This window comes from Peribacillus muralis (genome assembly GCF_001439925.1).
Classification (GTDB): Bacteria; Bacillota; Bacilli; order Bacillales; family DSM-1321; genus Peribacillus; species Peribacillus muralis.
Window position 1 is genome coordinate 81,974 of record NZ_LMBV01000003.1, and the last position, 15,437, is coordinate 97,410.

Sequence of the window (15,437 nt, forward strand, 5' to 3'; positions counted from 1 at the left end):
AAACGCAAAAAATCGGCCGCCCATGCAGGCAGCCGATTGGATGAATCACGTAAATTATTTCGTTACACCTACATTATGCCATTGATACTGGCGGCCTGCAAGATAATCATACCCTGTAACGCGCTCATTCACTCCAGCCAATTGATAACGGAATAATGTCGGTATGATAGGAACCTCATCATGAATCAATTGTTGCCACTCATTATACGTATCGATCCGATATTGATCATCGAAGGCTTCCTCTGAAATCCCTTTCGCAAGAAGCTCATCATTTTTTTCACTGGTCCAGCGTGTATAGTTAAATTCTGCAGATCTAGACCATAAACCAGATGGATCCGGATCGGAACCTACGCCCCATGCAGCTTGATAAATATCAATTTTGTCAGAATCCTTTTTCAATTGGTTGTAAAATGAATTGAACTCTTGAAGCCTTCCATCCTGCAATTGAACGTCCAAACCTACTTGTTGCCATTGTTGGATATAATATTTAGCAAGTGGCTCAGATACATCGGATCCGCTCATGGAAGCAAAATTGATCTTGAACTCTTTCCCATCCGCATCTTCACGAAGGCCGTCATTATTTGTATCTTTAAATCCTGCTTCATCCAAAAGTTTTTTAGCTTTTTCAGGATCATATTCATACGGTTTTACATCTTTATTGTTATATTTGAAGTTCGGTGTAATGACAGTGTTGGCAGGGAAGCGAAGGCCCTTGTACATTTTCTCGCCGACTTCTTCATTATTGATGGCATATGCCATCGCCTGACGAAGGCGTTTGTCTCCGAATTTTGGTTTCTCATCCATGATATTTTCTTCTTTTTCCTTATCATATCGGCCGAAATTGAAGCCAATATACGTATAAGCCAATTCAACTTTCCCTAGTAATTCGACATTGTCCAATTCCTTGGCCTGATCATATTGCTCAGCCAGTACCTCCGCCACATCAAGGTCACCATTTTCCAATGATTTAACGACGACGGACGGATTGACGACTTTCAATGTGACACTGTCCAATTTAGGTTCACCGCGATAATAATCCTTGTTCGCTTCGAATTCGACAGCTTCGCCTTGAACGATTTTCTTCACTTTGAAAGGTCCAAAACCAATTGGATTTTTGCGAATTTTATCTGAAGATTCCAGCTCTGCAATCGGAACGTCCTTTAAGTAATCTTTATGAAGCGGATATGTCCATAGTCCAGTCGTGACGGAAGGATTTCCTTTCTTGAAAGTGAACGTGATTTTCTTACCATCCACTTTAATGCCTGAAATGTTATCGGCCTTCCCGGCATGATACTCTTCCATTCCTTCGATTAAAGCCATTTGTTCATCATAGCGTACACCCTTATACTCCTTGCTTCCGATCACAAGATAGGCATATTCCAAATCTTCACCAGTCACAGGCTTTCCATCATGCCAATTAACATTGTCTTTAATCGTAAGCGTCACTGTTTTATGATCGTCTGAAATCTCATAAGAAGCGGCACCTTCATTCGTGAATACATAATCTTCATCTGTATCCAATAAATCTTCATCAAAGAATGTGATAACTTGGTTATCGGGATCGCCTTGATAGAAAACTTTATTCAGGATACCTTCAAACGGTGTATCCGATACCAACCCATATGTCAGGTGGCCACCTTTGATTGGCTTCCCTTGATTAGTTGTCTTTGTCGAGAATTTAGTCGTATCAACCTGTTCGACAGCTTTGCCCTTTTTCTCTTTCGTTGATGTTTTCTCCGTATCATTCGAACATGCCGCAAGCAACAGAGACGAAATAGCCAATGCACTCAATACCTTACTATAGCCTTTGATCTTCATATCACACACTCCCCTTTTTTTATCCTCTTCTTTGTCTTGCATCGGCGGCGCGTTTTAACGCTTGACCAACAAAATTTATACTCAGCATCAGCACTAAAATCATGAGCGATGCGGGTACCCATATCCACCATTTGTTTTCCAAAACATCTGGATTTCGAGCATAACTGATGAGCGTACCGAGACTCGGTGAGCTCTCTGGAAGACCGAATCCTAAGAAAGTCAAACTGGATTCTAAGCCAATATTGCCAGCGAGGTTCAAAATGAAGTTAACGATGATCAATGAACTCACATTGGGGAGAAGTTGAAAAAGAATGATTTTCCAATGCGGCGTCCCGAGTGTCTGTGAGGCGTGGATATAGTCCAGCTCACGCTCTGACAAAGCCTTTGAACGGATCAGCCGTGCCTTTCCTGTCCATAGGAACATCGTCATGATCAAGATGAAAACATAAACATTGAACACAGGTACAATCGTTACTACAACAACGATGAACATCAATTGCGGCAAGGCGATCACGAAATCGATAACACGCATGATCACATTATCGGTAGCGCCGCCAAAGTAACCAGCTAGGAGCCCTAATGTCAGACCGATGATGGCCGTGAACAAGGTGATGAACAAACTGATCGTGAACGAGTTCCTTGTCCCGACGATCAATTGGCCGAACACATCCCGCCCCCCATAATCGGTTCCAAGCCAATAATCTGAAGATGGTTCCAAATAAATGGAGAGAAAATCGACCTTGGCAATTTCCTTGGCATCCATAAAGAACGACGCACCGTAAACGAAAATTAATATAGCTGCCAATGTGATTAAGGAGCCCATGGCAAGCTTATCTCTTTTGATTTCCTGCCAGATGATTTTCATCCCTGAGGGGCTTACATCTTGCACTTGTACGTTCTTTCTTGTTTCTACTTTCATTTCCATACGACTCACCCCGCTCCTATTCTATCCGTATGCGCGGATCAACCGCACTAAGTATGATGTCTGAAAGAAGTGTGCCAAGCAGAGTGGCAAAGCCCGTCATCATGACGATAGCCGTGACAACGCTGAAATCCCTCAGATTCACTGAACTAAGGAAGAGCTGCCCAAGACCCGGATAACTGAAAATGGTCTCGATTATGACAGAGCCACCAATCAATCCGGTAATTTCGTACCCTAAAAAGGCCGCGATCGGCAAAAACGAATTTCTCAGAATATGCCGGGAATATACATTTGATTCAGGCACCCCCTTCGAACGGGCTGTCCTGACGAAATCCTTAATTTTGTTATCAATGATTTCATTACGCAAATATTGGATCGTGCTTGTCGTGGCAATTAAAGCCGTACTTAAAGCCGGTAAAATCAAGTGATTGATCTTACTTACAACATAGGCGAACGTTCCTTCATCCACCTTTGAATCCACACTGCCCCCAGACGGTAACCAATCAAGGGCAAAGCCGAAAATGAATAACATAATTAACGCAAAAATGAATATCGGTGTGCCAAATCCTAGATAGCTATAACCGGTAACGGTTTTATCCACCCATGTATCGTTATACCTGCCACTAAGTATGCCTAACGGAATTGCGAGCATATATGTAAAGATGAGCGTGACGAATGCCAGGAACACCGTGTTCCAAAGCCTGTCCTCGATAACATCCATAACCGGTGTTTTATGCGTATAAGATATACCGAAGTCTCCTTGTACAGCATTTGCTGCCCATCTTCCATATTGTTGATACCAAGGATCATTCAATCCAAGTTCTTCCCTGATCCTATCAAGCTCGGCCGGATTGGAATTAGGGTTGAGTTCCTGCCCTGACAGGGCATCTCCCGGCATGGCTTTTGCCATCATGAAAACGATGATGCTTAATAAAAAGAGCTGCGGAATCATAACTACTAAACGTCTGAGGATAAACTTCCACATATCCTTTCCACCTCCTTAATGTAATGCGACTCTATGTGTTGGTGAGATTGGCTTCAAATCATAGGCCCGTCCATCCTCATCAAAAAACTTCGAATAGGAAGATTCATATTCTGCCGTAAGTTTTTTTCTCAGCTTCACCTTTTCCCCACGAACTTCCGGCTCTAAATCAGGAATGGCGGCAATCAAGCGTTTCGTATAAATATGTTGGGGGTTTTCATAGATTTCATCGCTTTTGCCTTCCTCTACCAATCTACCGCGATACATAACACCCATTCGGTCACACATATGCCGGATGACACCTAGATCATGTCCGACGAATAAATAGGTCAAATTGAACTCAGTTTGAAGATCCTGAAGAAAATTCAGTACCTGAGCCTGTACGGAAACATCCAAGGCCGATACCGGTTCATCCGCTATGATCAATTTAGGTTTCAATGTCAATGAGCGGGCAATTCCAATCCGCTGTCGCTGTCCCCCTGAAAATTCATGAGGATATTTAAGTATCGATTCCGGACTGAGACCAACCTTGTCGAGGAAGTCCTGAACGATTTTCTTTTCCTCTGCAGGAGATAGCCGTTCAAAATTCCTCAACGGTTCAGCAATGATGTCCAGTACCCTCTTCTTTGGATTCAATGATGAATACGGGTCTTGGAAGATCATTTGAATATCTTTTCTGAATGGTTTAATCTCTTTTCTACTTAGACCCGCTAAATCCCTGCCTTCAAATAGGATTTGCCCCGATGTCACATCATTTAGCTTGACAACTGCCTTGCCTGTCGTCGACTTGCCGCTTCCCGATTCTCCGACCAAACCATATGTTTCCCCTTGCTGCAATTCAAAGGAAACGCCGTCCACTGCCTTTACGTGATCGACCACCCTTCGAAAAAAACCGCCCCTAATTGGGAAATGCACTTTTAAGTTATCTACTTTGAGTAATGTCATGGGTCGATTCATCTCCTTCAGCTTGGAAATAAAATTGTTTATAGCAGGTACAACGTACGAAATGACCCTTGTCCACTTCATGAAGCTGAGGTCTCTCTTCATGAGCATGCTTAGAAATCCAAGGAATCCTGTCTTGGAAACGGCATCCAACCCTATCCATTTTTGCAATCGATGGTACGATCCCCTCAATAACATGCAATCGGTTTTTCTCATGCGTTGCCGAAGGAATCGAATTCAACAACGACCTCGTATATGGATGCAGCGGATTGCTGAATATTTCCTTGACACTTCCCATTTCCACTACTTGACCCGCATACATGACAACGATCCTGTCCGCAACCTCGGCCACGACGCTCAAGTCATGAGTAATTAAAATGATCCCCATCTTTGTCCTTGTTTGGATATCCTTCAGCAAATCGAGTATTTGCGCTTGAATCGTGACATCCAGGGCAGTCGTAGGTTCATCGGCAATGACAAGAGCTGGATTGCAAGCGATGGCAATCGAGATCATCGCCCTTTGCCGCATCCCGCCCGAGAGTTCATGCGGATATTGCTTATATGTCCGTTCAGGGTAAGGAATTCCGACCTGTGTTAACAGTTCGATCGTTCTTTGCTTTTTTTCATCCTTGGAAAGGCTTGTATGATAATCAAGATTTTCCTCGATTTGTTTTCCAATCGTCATAAGCGGATTCAAAGCCGTCAAAGGCTCCTGGAAGATCATCCCCAATTCCTTACCGCGAACTTTATTCATTTGAGTATCATTCAGCTTTAGCAGGTTTTGGCCGTTATAATGGATCGTTCCTTCGGATTTAGTCCTCAGCTTGTTATGCAGCTGCATAATGGATAACGCTAATGCACTTTTTCCACAACCTGATTCTCCAACAACGGCCACAATTTCGTTTTCAGCCACCGTAAACGAAACATCATCCACAGCAGCATGATATTTGTTTCCGATTCGAAATGAGGTAGTCAGATTCTCTATTTTCAGAATAGCTTTATTCATCCTTGCTCCCCCTAAACTATTTTATCGGGAAAATAATTAATCTTCTGATAATTAGTTAAGATTTTAATCAATTTTTACCATTAATTCAATAGTTTTTATACAAATTTATTACAATTATTTAACTATTTATAATTTTAGGAATAATTTTCTTATACTTCAAATCATTTTCTTTATAACTGTTATACAGTAAAGTTTTGAAGTGAGATTCATTGCCTAGAAAAAAAAATTCCAGATTAATTATTTGAAAATAACTATTTCTTCGTTCATACTTATTTCTGTTACTTGTCATTTTACGTATCTCAGATTAGTTTCGGTATGATTATTTTGATATTTCAGAAAAATTAGTATATTTGTAAGAGTATCATAAAAAAGGCATTTCCTTCATATATATTTCAAAACTTTTTTATTAAAACACCTTATTTTCAAAACAAGCAATGAAACCTTTTCAAAACCCATTCGTATGAAACGTTAGAAAATAATTCTTGAGGTGATAAAATGTATTCACATACTGTACAAACCTATATGCCATCCGTCATGCGGACGTTCGCGCTATCACTCGCTATCTCAGTAATGGGGATGGCCATCGGCACGTTTGTTCCTCCAGCCTTGTTCCTTCCATTAGCGATTCTGGAGATTGCCATGTTGATTGGGGCATTCATCATGCGGAGGAAAAAAGCGATCGGATACACATTTCTGTATAGCTTCACATTGATTTCCGGGATCACCACCTACCCGATCATCGCACACTACCTGGCCGCTGCCGGGGCAAATGTTGTGATTTTAGCCGGTGTGACGACGACAGTGGTATTTGGCGGCCTGGCCATTTATGCTACTACCACGAAAAGAGATCTTTCTTTCTTGGGAGGAATGCTATTAGCCGCTTTGCTTGCTTTAGTGGTCATTAGCATTTTCAATATTTTCTTTCCCTTAAGCTCAACAGCCATGTTGGTCTTTTCATTTATTGGGATTTTAGTTTTCAGCGGATATATTTTATATGATTTCAATCGAATGAAGCATTACGGTGTAACCGCCGAAGAAGTTCCGCTCATGGCCTTGAATCTTTATCTTGATTTCATCAATCTTTTCATAAGTATCTTACGGTTTTTTGGTATTTTGGCAAGTGATGACTAGTACTGAATGGATCGACGCTTGGTTGGCAGCCAAACGTCTTTTGCCGATAAAAAGACCAAATCACTAATTGATTTGGTCTAGGATCTTTATTTTTTAATTATGAGCGTCTCTAAATCTGTTTCATATCCAATTAAATTAAAAAAGGTTCGAAAGGGAAACCTCTCTGAAACCTTTTTGTCTACAAACTGGCCAAATCACTCAACGATTTGGTTCATTTTTATATAATCCCGGATTCGATTGATCGGTCCACGGTAATTTCACGCCAAAGGTGCTTGCAATGAACTGTGTATCTTCTCTTCTTTTTTTTCTGATTTGTGCCCGTTGTTTTGCCGATTCATTTAAATTGATTTCCATTTCGGTCTCAGGAACCAGATTTGGAACTGGCATAGGCTTGCCTTGTTCATTAATGGCGACAAAGGTCAAAAAGGAAATGACGCATAAATTGCGATCTCCTGTAACTAAATCCTCAGCAATCACTTTTACGATGACTTCCATGGATGTCCTGCCCGTATAGGTCACGAAGCTTTCCAGACAAACTGCATTTCCTTCGTGGATAGGGTGCAAAAAATCAACCGAATCAGTCGAAGCGGTAACTACGGTGCTTCTTGCATGACGCATGGCGGAAATAGCCGCTACATCATCAATATATGCCATTAACTTGCCTCCAAACATCGTTCCCATATTATTTGTATCGGGAGGGAGGACAAGGCTTGTTTTTATGACCAAAGAGTCCCGGCAATGCTTTTTTTCTTCCATGGTGATTGCACTTCCTTCATGTCTGATTTCTCACTAGTTAACTTTATCTAATTCTCACAGGTAAAGCAATACAGATGACTATTTTCCTGCTTGATTAGTTTAAATCATCCGGTTTAGGCTGCCTGCCCTGCTGCAGCTCCCTTAGGCTCAAGCCAAATGTCATTTGAAGATGAGGAAAATCCTTAAACCCTGGCCAATCCCCGCCCCAATCAAAACCTAACTCCTTAGCAACGGTGACGACTTCCATCCAATCCGATTTACCATTATCATTTCCGTCATATTCCATATCCCAAATGGCCTCACCTTGTTTGTTGAGAAGGGCAAAATCAATCGCCAATCCGAAATTATGAAGCGACTCCCCGCCTTTGGCATATGTTACGATGTTTCCCGTACTTAAGCGGCCTTTTTCATAGAGTTCATTTTGTTCTTCCACAGAACGGTACCCTGCTGTAATGATGATTGGTATTCCTAACTCATTAGCCTGTTGAATCAGCTCATCTTTATTTTGGGCGACGATCGGATGCAGCTCATCAGCCAGTTTGATTTCATCAAGATTAGGAGGAATCATGTATTTGTACAAAACAATTGCCAACAATCCGAAAAAAAACAAGACCAACCATGCCCTTACCCTGTTTGCTTTCACAGAACGATCCTTCCTGTCTAAAGTGAAAAACTCAACCAAAGGTGGATGAGTTTTTTTCTTGTTTTATAATTTAGATTTCAGTTCTTCAATTTGCAATAAATGCCTTTTTTCATGAAATCCCACGAACGGAATCCACTGCTTCAAGCTTAAATCTTTGAATAAAGGATGAGGAAACGACTTTTGCTCAAGGTCATTTTCATCTGCATTGTGGACGAGTTGTACGAAAGCAGAGCGAGATTCGGCCAGCTTATCCTTAACCTCATCCAAAGTTTGGAATGAATCGGACGGAACGACATATGACGGCGCTTCTACCTTTACATCTCGATTAACCGTAAGCTCTATCGGTTTGTCCACAGCTTGAACTCTCTCATCACTTTTCAATTTATCGGCAATGCTCTTTGTGATGGCACGCTCCATTAAGTATAAATGATCCAATACTTGGATAATGCTCCAGCGGCCTTTTTCAGGATTGGCATTCAGCTGTTCATCGGATAGCCCATTGACCGTATTCAGAATTTCTTCCCTGATTTTTTCATTCTCATTCATCATTAGCATCTCCTCTTATAAGCCTAATTAATCTCCAATAATTATTTCATGTTCTCTAATAGGTGTAAAATAATAACACCTATTAAACGAAAAGAAAATCCAGTATCCCGATTATTTCCTGGTGGTTGAATTTCCCGCAACCGCCTGCGTCAAGGGCCTGTCTGGAAAGCTAAGTACCTGCAGTGAAATGAAACGGGCGAAGTACAGAACCTCCAAACTGGGAGAAATCGAGATTCCATCTTCGTGTTCAAGCAAAGTGGAATGAATCGGAAGGTGCGAGACTCCTGCGGGAAATGCGAGTCTACGTGAGACCCCGCAGGCTAAAAGCCGAGGTGGCTCACGGACCGCCCGCTGGATAAGAGAGCGCCTGCAGTGCAATGAAACTGTTGAAGGTTAGAACCTCCAAACTGGGTGATATCGGGATACCAACTTCGTTTTCACTCAAAGTGGAATGAAACGGACATATGCAATTCACCAAAACTGTAATCGAGTTTGTCTACACTCTACGTACAGGAATGCTGCTTCATTTAAAATCGTAACTTTCCAGAATCCGATTTGTAATAAGCTTATACCCTCTTTCATTCGGGTGAATGTTATCACTGAAATACTCGGCTTTCTTTTTCCGTTTAAACAAATCGTCGGTAGGAATGAACAACATCCTCTTATCCTTACTCACTACAGCCTCGATCGATTGGTTATAATCCTGAATGTGCTTTTCAATCCTTCCGTTTCCTACTATCGGATTATACAGCCCTACTACCAGTATATCTGCCTTATCATTTTCCTTTAAAAGTGTTGAAGTGATCCTCTCTAGATGCCTGATATATTCCCGTTTGCCTCCATCGATTTTGTGATCGTTTATTCCCTTCAAATCTCCGCCATTACTATTGATGAAATCATTCGTGCCAATATAAACGATGAAAGTATCCGCTTTATCAAGCTTAGTATGAATGCGATAATCTTCGAGCTGTTCGATGACGCCATCCGTTTCCTGCCCTTTTATACCATAATTCCAGAAACTAACCTTTTGTTCCGACTCGGAATTGTTTAATTCATCCTCCAGGCCCTGCACATAGCCTTGCCCGTGCTTGTCTCCTTTACCGTAAGTCAAAGAATCCCCAAAAGCCATCACCCTTTGCACACGGTCCGACTCCGCAGCCTGAAATTTATAGGCAACAAAACATATAACTAATACAATCATTAATAAACCTGCTAATTTTTTCATTTATTTCTCCTTTTGCCTAATTTCTAAGAAGCATTTTATATGTTACATACCCCAAACATCAGCATTCGTAACAATAAAAAAAAATTGGCAGGTAAAGAGGAGAAAGTGTATGATAATATAAAACTTTCAGATGATTTGGTTATGTTCACGCTTCTTATCAGAACGAGGATGGATAACCCTTCTGAACGTTGCAAAAAGTGAGAGATTGGAGATTGAATGATGAACGAGTACATACAATTCAGGGAGGCTGAATTAGCGGATTTACCGAAAATTGTGGAAATATATAATTCGACAATTGCCTCAAGAATGGTTACTGCAGATACGGAACCGATATCTGTTGAATCGAGGATTAAATGGTTTGAGGAACATAATTCAGATAGCAGACCGCTATATATCATTACTTTTGAAGGAAAAACTGCAGGATGGATGAGCTTTCAATCTTTCTATGGGCGGCCTGCCTATAATTCCACGGCAGAAATCAGCATCTACATTGATGATTATTTCCGAGGAAAGGGAATCGGACGGGTTTCGATTCAGAAGGCAATTGAAGTAAGCCCGAAATTAGGGGTGAAGACTCTATTAGGTTTCATATTCGCTCATAATATACCTAGCATGAAGCTTTTCTCCAAATTTGGTTTTGAAGAATGGGCGCATTTACCGCAAGTCGCCGAGCTGGATGGCATTGAACGGGATTTAGTCATCCTAGGTAAACGAGTTGATGGATAATTTTCTTAAAAAAGCTATTGCCTTCAGCAGTAGTTTTTTTATTTAAACGAATAAGTCCATCGTCATGTGTAAACCCAGTCGCAAATTAAAAGTACTTATACTTTTTCTGAATCGAAAAATATTCCTTTTCCTTTGACTTTGTTAAAGCATTTAACAAGATGTCCAATTCTTGACTTGCTTGAATGGTCAGAAGACTGTTTATTCCGAAAACTTCTGCCAATTCAATCATTTCTTTTCTCTTCTCTTCTATTTTTTCTGGGGTTACCTTTCGGGACAGCATTTTATATCCACCTCCCATATATTCAATATTTTTACACTTATCATCATAATGAAATTCATAGTTAAAATCAACTATTTTTTGGAAGTAAAGATGTGTTATTTTATAGTATTTATGTGACAAAACACCTATTATCTTCGTTAATTGTGTACTTTTTGTGACAACCTTTCTTTACATATAAAAAAGCATCCCCCCTATACAGAGCGAATGCTTTTCCACAATATATATTTTAGCCTAAGATGCAAAAAAATTGCCTGCCTTTTACTATGTCATCCATTCGGTAGGAGACTCGCTATCAGGCCTATTTATAACTATTTTATATTCATCTTCCAATACTTTTAACGAGACATCATAAAGATGCCTTTCATCAGAGGTTTTGTAAACTCCTTTCGCCAATAGCTCTTCTATCAGCAACGCTTTCCTCTGTTCGACCCTCTTAAATACTTCTGCCATGTTAATGGCTCCTTTCCATGTCAGCTTAGAGCCTAAACTGCCTTAACGAATTCATTTTCACCAAATTATATATACCTTTTCTATTATGTCCTTAAACGCTATTTCGCAAAAATAAAAGCCTCTTCTAATTAAAGAAGAGGCTGACAGTTTCGGGACGGCTCTTCTTATCTTCCAAGCAATAGCTTGTTGGATGTAGCACAGTTCCCATAATGGGTCTGCTGCCGAGGTTTCATAGGGCCAAGTCCCTCCACCTCTCTGGATAAGAATAAAACTATATTAATGTTGTATCGTTAATTTTATCCCAATAATTCACAAAAGTCAATTGCCGGTTTCCCCTATTTCATCCTAAAAGCAGGTTGCATTTTCTTGGCTTTCTGATATGATGTCAATAATTACATACAATTCACACCACTAGGGGAGTCTTGTCAAGACTGAGATGGAAGTAATTCCGGACCCTTTGAACCTGAACCGGCTCATACCGGCGGAGGAAAGTGGATGATATCGTCCATTCCGACTATATTAATCTGCCCCGTTCCGTTATTCAGGAACGGGTTTTTTTTATCCATTCTAAAGGAGGATGAACAATGGAGAATACTAAATTAGAAACATTCAGTGAGCGACTGCATGCACGGGCAGCAGAGATTTGGAAAAGAAACCATTCACATCCCTTTGTCCAGGCCATTGGAAACGGCACCCTTCCTGAAAAGAAATTTGCCTATTACCTGAAGCAGGACTATATCTATCTTATGGATTATTCCAAGCTCTTTGCTTTAGGTGTCATCAAAGCCCAAAACATCGAAACCATGGCAAAGTTTGCGAGAATTTTAAACGAAACCCTTCAAGTGGAAATGGATATTCATCGGCATTATGCTTCCGAATTCGGAATCAGTTCCAAGGAATTGGATGCTACAGAACCTACTCCAACCACTTTAGCCTATACAGGCTACATGCTAAATGCAGCTCAGCATGGGACTTTGGCAGATTTGATCGCTTGTCTCCTTCCTTGTGCTTGGGATTATTATGAGATCGGTTTGCTATTAAAAGAACAAAATGGGGCAGCATTGGAAAACAATCGCTATGCAGATTGGATTAGGTCTTATTCATCTCCTGAATTCGGGGAAGCACATAAGTGGCTGATCGCTTTGTTGGAAGAATTGACGGAAAACATGCCAGAAAAGGAACTTCTTAGATTAGAAAAGCACTTTTTAGTTACATCCCGCTATGAATATTTATTCTGGGATATGGTTCAAAACGAACAGGATTGGCCGTTGTAGGTCTTCTTGATGAACCCAATCAGAAAAATGACGTTGACAGCAATGATCACGGCTATAACGACAATAACCAGTTCCTTCATATTCATTCCGGTAGGATTTGTCAAAGCCTTTCCCGTTCAGCATCTGGCCAATGTCCTGACTGCTGTTTTACTCGGCCCTGCCTATGCGGTAACGCAAGCTTTTCTAGTTTCCTTGATTAGAAACATATCTGGAACAGGCTCATTTTTCGCCTTTCCGGGCAGCATGATTGGTGCACTGTTGGCTGCGTACCTTTATCGCAAAACAAAACGCCTGACATACGCATGTCTAGGAGAAGTTTTGGGGACCGGCATTTTAGGATCGCTTGCCTGTTATCCAATCGCAGTGCTGCTATTGGGAGAAAAAGCCGCTCTTTTTGGTATTTTACCAGCTTTTATGCTTAGTTCATTTGCAGGTGCCATTTTCGCTTTCATTTTACTGAAAATACTAGTAAAAAATAATTTTCTGAAGGGGTTTTTTCATGAAAAAAGCATTAACGATCGCAGGCTCTGACTCAGGGGGCGGCGCAGGGATACAAGCCGATATCAAAACATTTTCAGCACACGGGATCTTCGGGATGTCCGTCATCACGGCCGTTACTGCACAAAACACCATGGAAGTACGTTCCATTCAGGCTATCGATACAGCGATCATCACTGATCAAATTGCAGCCATTTTTGAAGATATTCACGTCGATGCAGTGAAAATAGGTATGCTTGGTTCAAAAGAAATTGTGGAAACAGTCGCTGACGCTCTTACTACCTATTTGCCTTTAAACGTCATCCTTGATCCAGTCATGATTTCCAAAAGCGGGCACCATTTGCTGGATGAACGAGCCGTAACAGCCTTAAAAACGGAATTGCTTCCGCTTGCAACGCTTGTCACCCCTAACCTACCAGAGGCTGAGGTTCTTACAGGCTTATCGATTCGAACCGAGCAAGATTTTTACAAGGCATGTCTATCCTTGACTGAATTGGGTTCTAATGCCGTTTTACTTAAAGGAGGCCATGCAATGGGAAATCCCAACGACCTTTTTTATGATGGGACGAATTTTCACTGGATCAAGGGAGAAAGAATTGATACAAAAAACACTCATGGTACAGGCTGTACCCTCTCCTCCGCGATTACATCCAACATGGCAAATGGACTATCACTGCGAGAGTCGATTGAACAGGCGAAGCTCTATATTTCTGAAGCGATACGCAATAGTTTTTCAATAGGAGCGGGTCATGGGCCTGTCCACCATTTTCATTCATTTGCAAAAAAAGAACGGAGTGAATCCATATGAAGCTTTCGGCAGCTGACTTGTTTGAAAAAATAAGAGAAAGAAAACCATTAGTTCACCAAATTACTAACTTTGTTACGGTCAACGACTGTGCGAATGCTACACTCGCCATCGGTGGATCGCCTGTTATGACATCCAGCCCCAAAGAAGTGGAAGATATGGTTAAATTGGCAGATGCCTTGGTGCTGAATTTCGGTACGATTGATGAAAGATCTTTTGAAGCCATGGAGCTAGCCGGCAGGACAGCAAATTCGAGAAATATCCCGGTCATTTTCGATCCGGTGGGAGTTGGTGCAACCCCCTATCGAACAGAGAAGGCTAGTGAGCTCCTAGAGAAGGTTTCCTTCCAGATCATCCGCGGAAATGCGAGCGAGATTCATCGTTTGATCGGCGGGGATATCGTTACACGAGGAGTGGACTCAAAGGAACTGGCAATAAGCAATGCAGCGCTTGCCTCATCTGCGGCAGATCGATTGAATAGCATCATCGTGGTCAGCGGGGCAATTGATGCTGTTAGCGATGGGAAACAGACGACCATCATTGATAACGGGAACGTTCTATTAACGAATGTAACAGGCACGGGATGCATGGCTACCGCTCTTATCGGCGCCTTTTCCGGCGTCACGGATGACTATTATGCTGCAGCAGTTGCCGGGATCTCGACGATGAGCATTTCAGGAGAACTCGCTGCCGAAAGCCTGCAAAAGAATGAAGGCACAGGAACATTTCGTGTGCGCTTAATTGATGCAATATCGACAATGAATAAGAAAACGTGGCTAAAAGAGGTGAAAATAAATGAAGAAATCACAAATTGATTTACGGCTATATTTAGTTACGGAAGAGTCGATAGCACCTGAAAGTTTGACCAATATCATCTCGGAATCGGTTTCTGGAGGCGTTTCGGTTGTACAGCTTAGGGAGAAGAACCAGTCCTCCCTCTCTTTTTATAAAAAAGCCGCCGCACTTAAACAAGTATTGAACGAATTGTCCACGCCCCTGATCATCAATGACCGGGTGGATATAGCCCTTGCTGTTGGTGCGGACGGGATACATATTGGTCAGGATGACCTCCCGCTTTCCGTCATCAAGCAAATGGTCCCGGACGAGATGATAATCGGTGTATCCGTTTCTAATCTGGAGGAAGCTCTCGAAGCGGAGCGAAATGGAGCCGACTACCTCGGTGTTGGCTCTATATTCCCGACAAAAACAAAGCAAGATGCTACGCCAATGGCGATTCGCGATTTGGAGGAAATCTGCCGAAGCGTTTCGATTCCAGCCGTCGCAATTGGAGGTATCAACGCCGATAACATTGCCTTGCTTACTGAAAAAGGGCTAGCCGGAGCCGCTGTCGTTTCAGCGATCATGGAGGCAAAAAATCCGAAGATGGCCTCGTCATCCCTTTTAGACATCATAAAGGATTTTACGTAAAGCAA

At 41.7% G+C, this 15,437-nt stretch carries 18 protein-coding genes and 2 riboswitches; of the genes, 7 read left to right on the plus strand and 11 right to left on the minus strand.

Features of this window, described 5'->3' with window-relative positions:
- Window positions 1-54: 54 nt before the first annotated feature.
- The 5 genes from opp4A to ASU00_RS04945 are packed head-to-tail and all read right to left on the minus strand — an operon-like array spanning window position 55 to window position 5,670.
- Window positions 55-1,818 carry an oligopeptide ABC transporter substrate-binding protein gene (gene opp4A / locus ASU00_RS04925; RefSeq protein ID WP_057912338.1) on the minus strand — a complete coding sequence of 588 codons (1,764 nt, stop codon included), beginning with the start codon at window positions 1,816-1,818 and terminating at the stop codon, window positions 55-57.
- 19 nt (window positions 1,819-1,837) lie between these two features.
- The gene (locus tag ASU00_RS04930) at window positions 1,838-2,737 is read right to left on the minus strand and encodes an ABC transporter permease (protein ID WP_057912632.1); all 900 of its coding nucleotides are present in this window, start codon (window positions 2,735-2,737) and stop codon (window positions 1,838-1,840) included.
- A 22-nt stretch (window positions 2,738-2,759) separates the two neighbouring features.
- Entirely contained in the window at window positions 2,760-3,725 is a 966-nt protein-coding gene (gene opp4B, locus ASU00_RS04935) for an oligopeptide ABC transporter permease (protein ID WP_057912339.1), read from the minus strand.
- Between the two features lie 15 nt (window positions 3,726-3,740).
- Window positions 3,741-4,667 carry an ABC transporter ATP-binding protein gene (locus tag ASU00_RS04940; RefSeq protein ID WP_057912340.1) on the minus strand — a complete coding sequence of 309 codons (927 nt, stop codon included), beginning with the start codon at window positions 4,665-4,667 and terminating at the stop codon, window positions 3,741-3,743.
- Window positions 4,645-5,670, minus strand: coding sequence for an ABC transporter ATP-binding protein (locus tag ASU00_RS04945; RefSeq protein ID WP_057912341.1), 1,026 nt, complete (start codon window positions 5,668-5,670; stop codon window positions 4,645-4,647). The genes ASU00_RS04940 and ASU00_RS04945 overlap by 23 nt, the downstream gene beginning before the upstream one ends.
- Before the next feature lie 495 nt (window positions 5,671-6,165).
- On the opposite strand from ASU00_RS04945, the gene ASU00_RS04950 reads away from it, so the two are divergent.
- The gene (locus ASU00_RS04950; RefSeq protein WP_057912342.1) at window positions 6,166-6,801 is read left to right on the plus strand and encodes a Bax inhibitor-1/YccA family protein; all 636 of its coding nucleotides are present in this window, start codon (window positions 6,166-6,168) and stop codon (window positions 6,799-6,801) included.
- A 198-nt stretch (window positions 6,802-6,999) separates the two neighbouring features.
- On the opposite strand, the gene ASU00_RS04955 is transcribed toward ASU00_RS04950, so the two are convergent.
- The 4 genes from ASU00_RS04955 to ASU00_RS04970 form a co-directional block, all read right to left on the minus strand.
- The gene (locus ASU00_RS04955; RefSeq protein ID WP_057912343.1) at window positions 7,000-7,557 is read right to left on the minus strand and encodes an acyl-CoA thioesterase; all 558 of its coding nucleotides are present in this window, start codon (window positions 7,555-7,557) and stop codon (window positions 7,000-7,002) included.
- Between the two features lie 94 nt (window positions 7,558-7,651).
- Complete coding sequence (locus tag ASU00_RS04960; protein WP_057912344.1) at window positions 7,652-8,200, minus strand: M15 family metallopeptidase; 549 nt, start codon at window positions 8,198-8,200, stop codon at window positions 7,652-7,654.
- A 63-nt stretch (window positions 8,201-8,263) separates the two neighbouring features.
- Window positions 8,264-8,746, minus strand: a complete 483-nt coding sequence (locus ASU00_RS04965) for a DinB family protein (RefSeq protein ID WP_057912345.1) — start codon at window positions 8,744-8,746, stop codon at window positions 8,264-8,266.
- Between the two features lie 523 nt (window positions 8,747-9,269).
- Window positions 9,270-9,971 carry a DUF459 domain-containing protein gene (locus ASU00_RS04970; RefSeq protein WP_057912346.1) on the minus strand — a complete coding sequence of 234 codons (702 nt, stop codon included), beginning with the start codon at window positions 9,969-9,971 and terminating at the stop codon, window positions 9,270-9,272.
- A gap of 219 nt (window positions 9,972-10,190) precedes the next feature.
- Here ASU00_RS04970 and ASU00_RS04975 point away from each other — a divergent pair, with 219 nt between their 5' ends.
- Window positions 10,191-10,697, plus strand: coding sequence for a GNAT family N-acetyltransferase (locus tag ASU00_RS04975; RefSeq protein WP_057912347.1), 507 nt, complete (start codon window positions 10,191-10,193; stop codon window positions 10,695-10,697).
- A gap of 85 nt (window positions 10,698-10,782) precedes the next feature.
- Here the strand turns inward: ASU00_RS04975 and ASU00_RS04980 are convergent, their stop codons facing one another.
- Window positions 10,783-10,977, minus strand: a complete 195-nt coding sequence (locus ASU00_RS04980; RefSeq protein WP_057912348.1) for an aspartyl-phosphate phosphatase Spo0E family protein — start codon at window positions 10,975-10,977, stop codon at window positions 10,783-10,785.
- A 261-nt stretch (window positions 10,978-11,238) separates the two neighbouring features.
- Complete coding sequence (locus ASU00_RS04985) at window positions 11,239-11,427, minus strand: Fur-regulated basic protein FbpA (RefSeq protein WP_057912349.1); 189 nt, start codon at window positions 11,425-11,427, stop codon at window positions 11,239-11,241.
- Window positions 11,428-11,588: 161 nt separating this feature from the next.
- Window positions 11,589-11,693: riboswitch (SAM riboswitch) on the minus strand.
- A gap of 137 nt (window positions 11,694-11,830) precedes the next feature.
- A riboswitch (TPP riboswitch) is annotated at window positions 11,831-11,934 on the plus strand.
- A gap of 77 nt (window positions 11,935-12,011) precedes the next feature.
- Between ASU00_RS04985 and tenA the strand changes: the two genes are divergently transcribed.
- The 5 genes from tenA to thiE are packed head-to-tail and all read left to right on the plus strand — an operon-like array spanning window position 12,012 to window position 15,432.
- Window positions 12,012-12,701 (plus strand): thiaminase II, encoded by a 690-nt coding sequence (tenA, locus tag ASU00_RS04990; protein WP_057912350.1) that lies wholly within the window; start codon window positions 12,012-12,014, stop codon window positions 12,699-12,701.
- Between the two features lie 9 nt (window positions 12,702-12,710).
- Window positions 12,711-13,232 (plus strand): energy coupling factor transporter S component ThiW, encoded by a 522-nt coding sequence (gene thiW, locus ASU00_RS04995; RefSeq protein ID WP_057912351.1) that lies wholly within the window; start codon window positions 12,711-12,713, stop codon window positions 13,230-13,232.
- The gene (thiD, locus tag ASU00_RS05000) at window positions 13,201-14,007 is read left to right on the plus strand and encodes a bifunctional hydroxymethylpyrimidine kinase/phosphomethylpyrimidine kinase (protein ID WP_057912352.1); all 807 of its coding nucleotides are present in this window, start codon (window positions 13,201-13,203) and stop codon (window positions 14,005-14,007) included. The genes thiW and thiD overlap by 32 nt, the downstream gene beginning before the upstream one ends.
- Window positions 14,004-14,819, plus strand: a complete 816-nt coding sequence (gene thiM, locus ASU00_RS05005) for a hydroxyethylthiazole kinase (RefSeq protein WP_057912353.1) — start codon at window positions 14,004-14,006, stop codon at window positions 14,817-14,819. Before thiD ends, thiM begins: the two co-directional genes overlap by 4 nt.
- Window positions 14,800-15,432 (plus strand): thiamine phosphate synthase, encoded by a 633-nt coding sequence (gene thiE, locus ASU00_RS05010; RefSeq protein WP_057912354.1) that lies wholly within the window; start codon window positions 14,800-14,802, stop codon window positions 15,430-15,432. The genes thiM and thiE overlap by 20 nt, the downstream gene beginning before the upstream one ends.
- The last annotated feature ends 5 nt before the right edge of the window (window positions 15,433-15,437 follow it).

Bases quoted from the DNA above. Each gene is read 5' to 3' on its own strand.
- opp4A (WP_057912338.1), bottom strand. From the start codon at position 1,818: ATGAAGATCAAAGGCTATAGTAAGGTATTGAGTGCATTGGCTATTTCG.
- ASU00_RS04930 (WP_057912632.1), bottom strand. From the start codon at position 2,737: ATGAAAGTAGAAACAAGAAAGAACGTACAAGTGCAAGATGTAAGCCCC.
- opp4B (WP_057912339.1), bottom strand. From the start codon at position 3,725: ATGTGGAAGTTTATCCTCAGACGTTTAGTAGTTATGATTCCGCAGCTC.
- ASU00_RS04940 (WP_057912340.1), bottom strand. From the start codon at position 4,667: ATGACATTACTCAAAGTAGATAACTTAAAAGTGCATTTCCCAATTAGG.
- ASU00_RS04945 (WP_057912341.1), bottom strand. From the start codon at position 5,670: ATGAATAAAGCTATTCTGAAAATAGAGAATCTGACTACCTCATTTCGA.
- ASU00_RS04950 (WP_057912342.1), top strand. From the start codon at position 6,166: ATGTATTCACATACTGTACAAACCTATATGCCATCCGTCATGCGGACG.
- ASU00_RS04955 (WP_057912343.1), bottom strand. From the start codon at position 7,557: ATGGAAGAAAAAAAGCATTGCCGGGACTCTTTGGTCATAAAAACAAGC.
- ASU00_RS04965 (WP_057912345.1), bottom strand. From the start codon at position 8,746: ATGAATGAGAATGAAAAAATCAGGGAAGAAATTCTGAATACGGTCAAT.
- ASU00_RS04970 (WP_057912346.1), bottom strand. From the start codon at position 9,971: ATGAAAAAATTAGCAGGTTTATTAATGATTGTATTAGTTATATGTTTT.
- ASU00_RS04975 (WP_057912347.1), top strand. From the start codon at position 10,191: ATGAACGAGTACATACAATTCAGGGAGGCTGAATTAGCGGATTTACCG.
- ASU00_RS04980 (WP_057912348.1), bottom strand. From the start codon at position 10,977: ATGCTGTCCCGAAAGGTAACCCCAGAAAAAATAGAAGAGAAGAGAAAA.
- ASU00_RS04985 (WP_057912349.1), bottom strand. From the start codon at position 11,427: ATGGCAGAAGTATTTAAGAGGGTCGAACAGAGGAAAGCGTTGCTGATA.
- tenA (WP_057912350.1), top strand. From the start codon at position 12,012: ATGGAGAATACTAAATTAGAAACATTCAGTGAGCGACTGCATGCACGG.
- thiW (WP_057912351.1), top strand. From the start codon at position 12,711: ATGAACCCAATCAGAAAAATGACGTTGACAGCAATGATCACGGCTATA.
- thiD (WP_057912352.1), top strand. From the start codon at position 13,201: ATGAAAAAAGCATTAACGATCGCAGGCTCTGACTCAGGGGGCGGCGCA.
- thiM (WP_057912353.1), top strand. From the start codon at position 14,004: ATGAAGCTTTCGGCAGCTGACTTGTTTGAAAAAATAAGAGAAAGAAAA.
- thiE (WP_057912354.1), top strand. From the start codon at position 14,800: ATGAAGAAATCACAAATTGATTTACGGCTATATTTAGTTACGGAAGAG.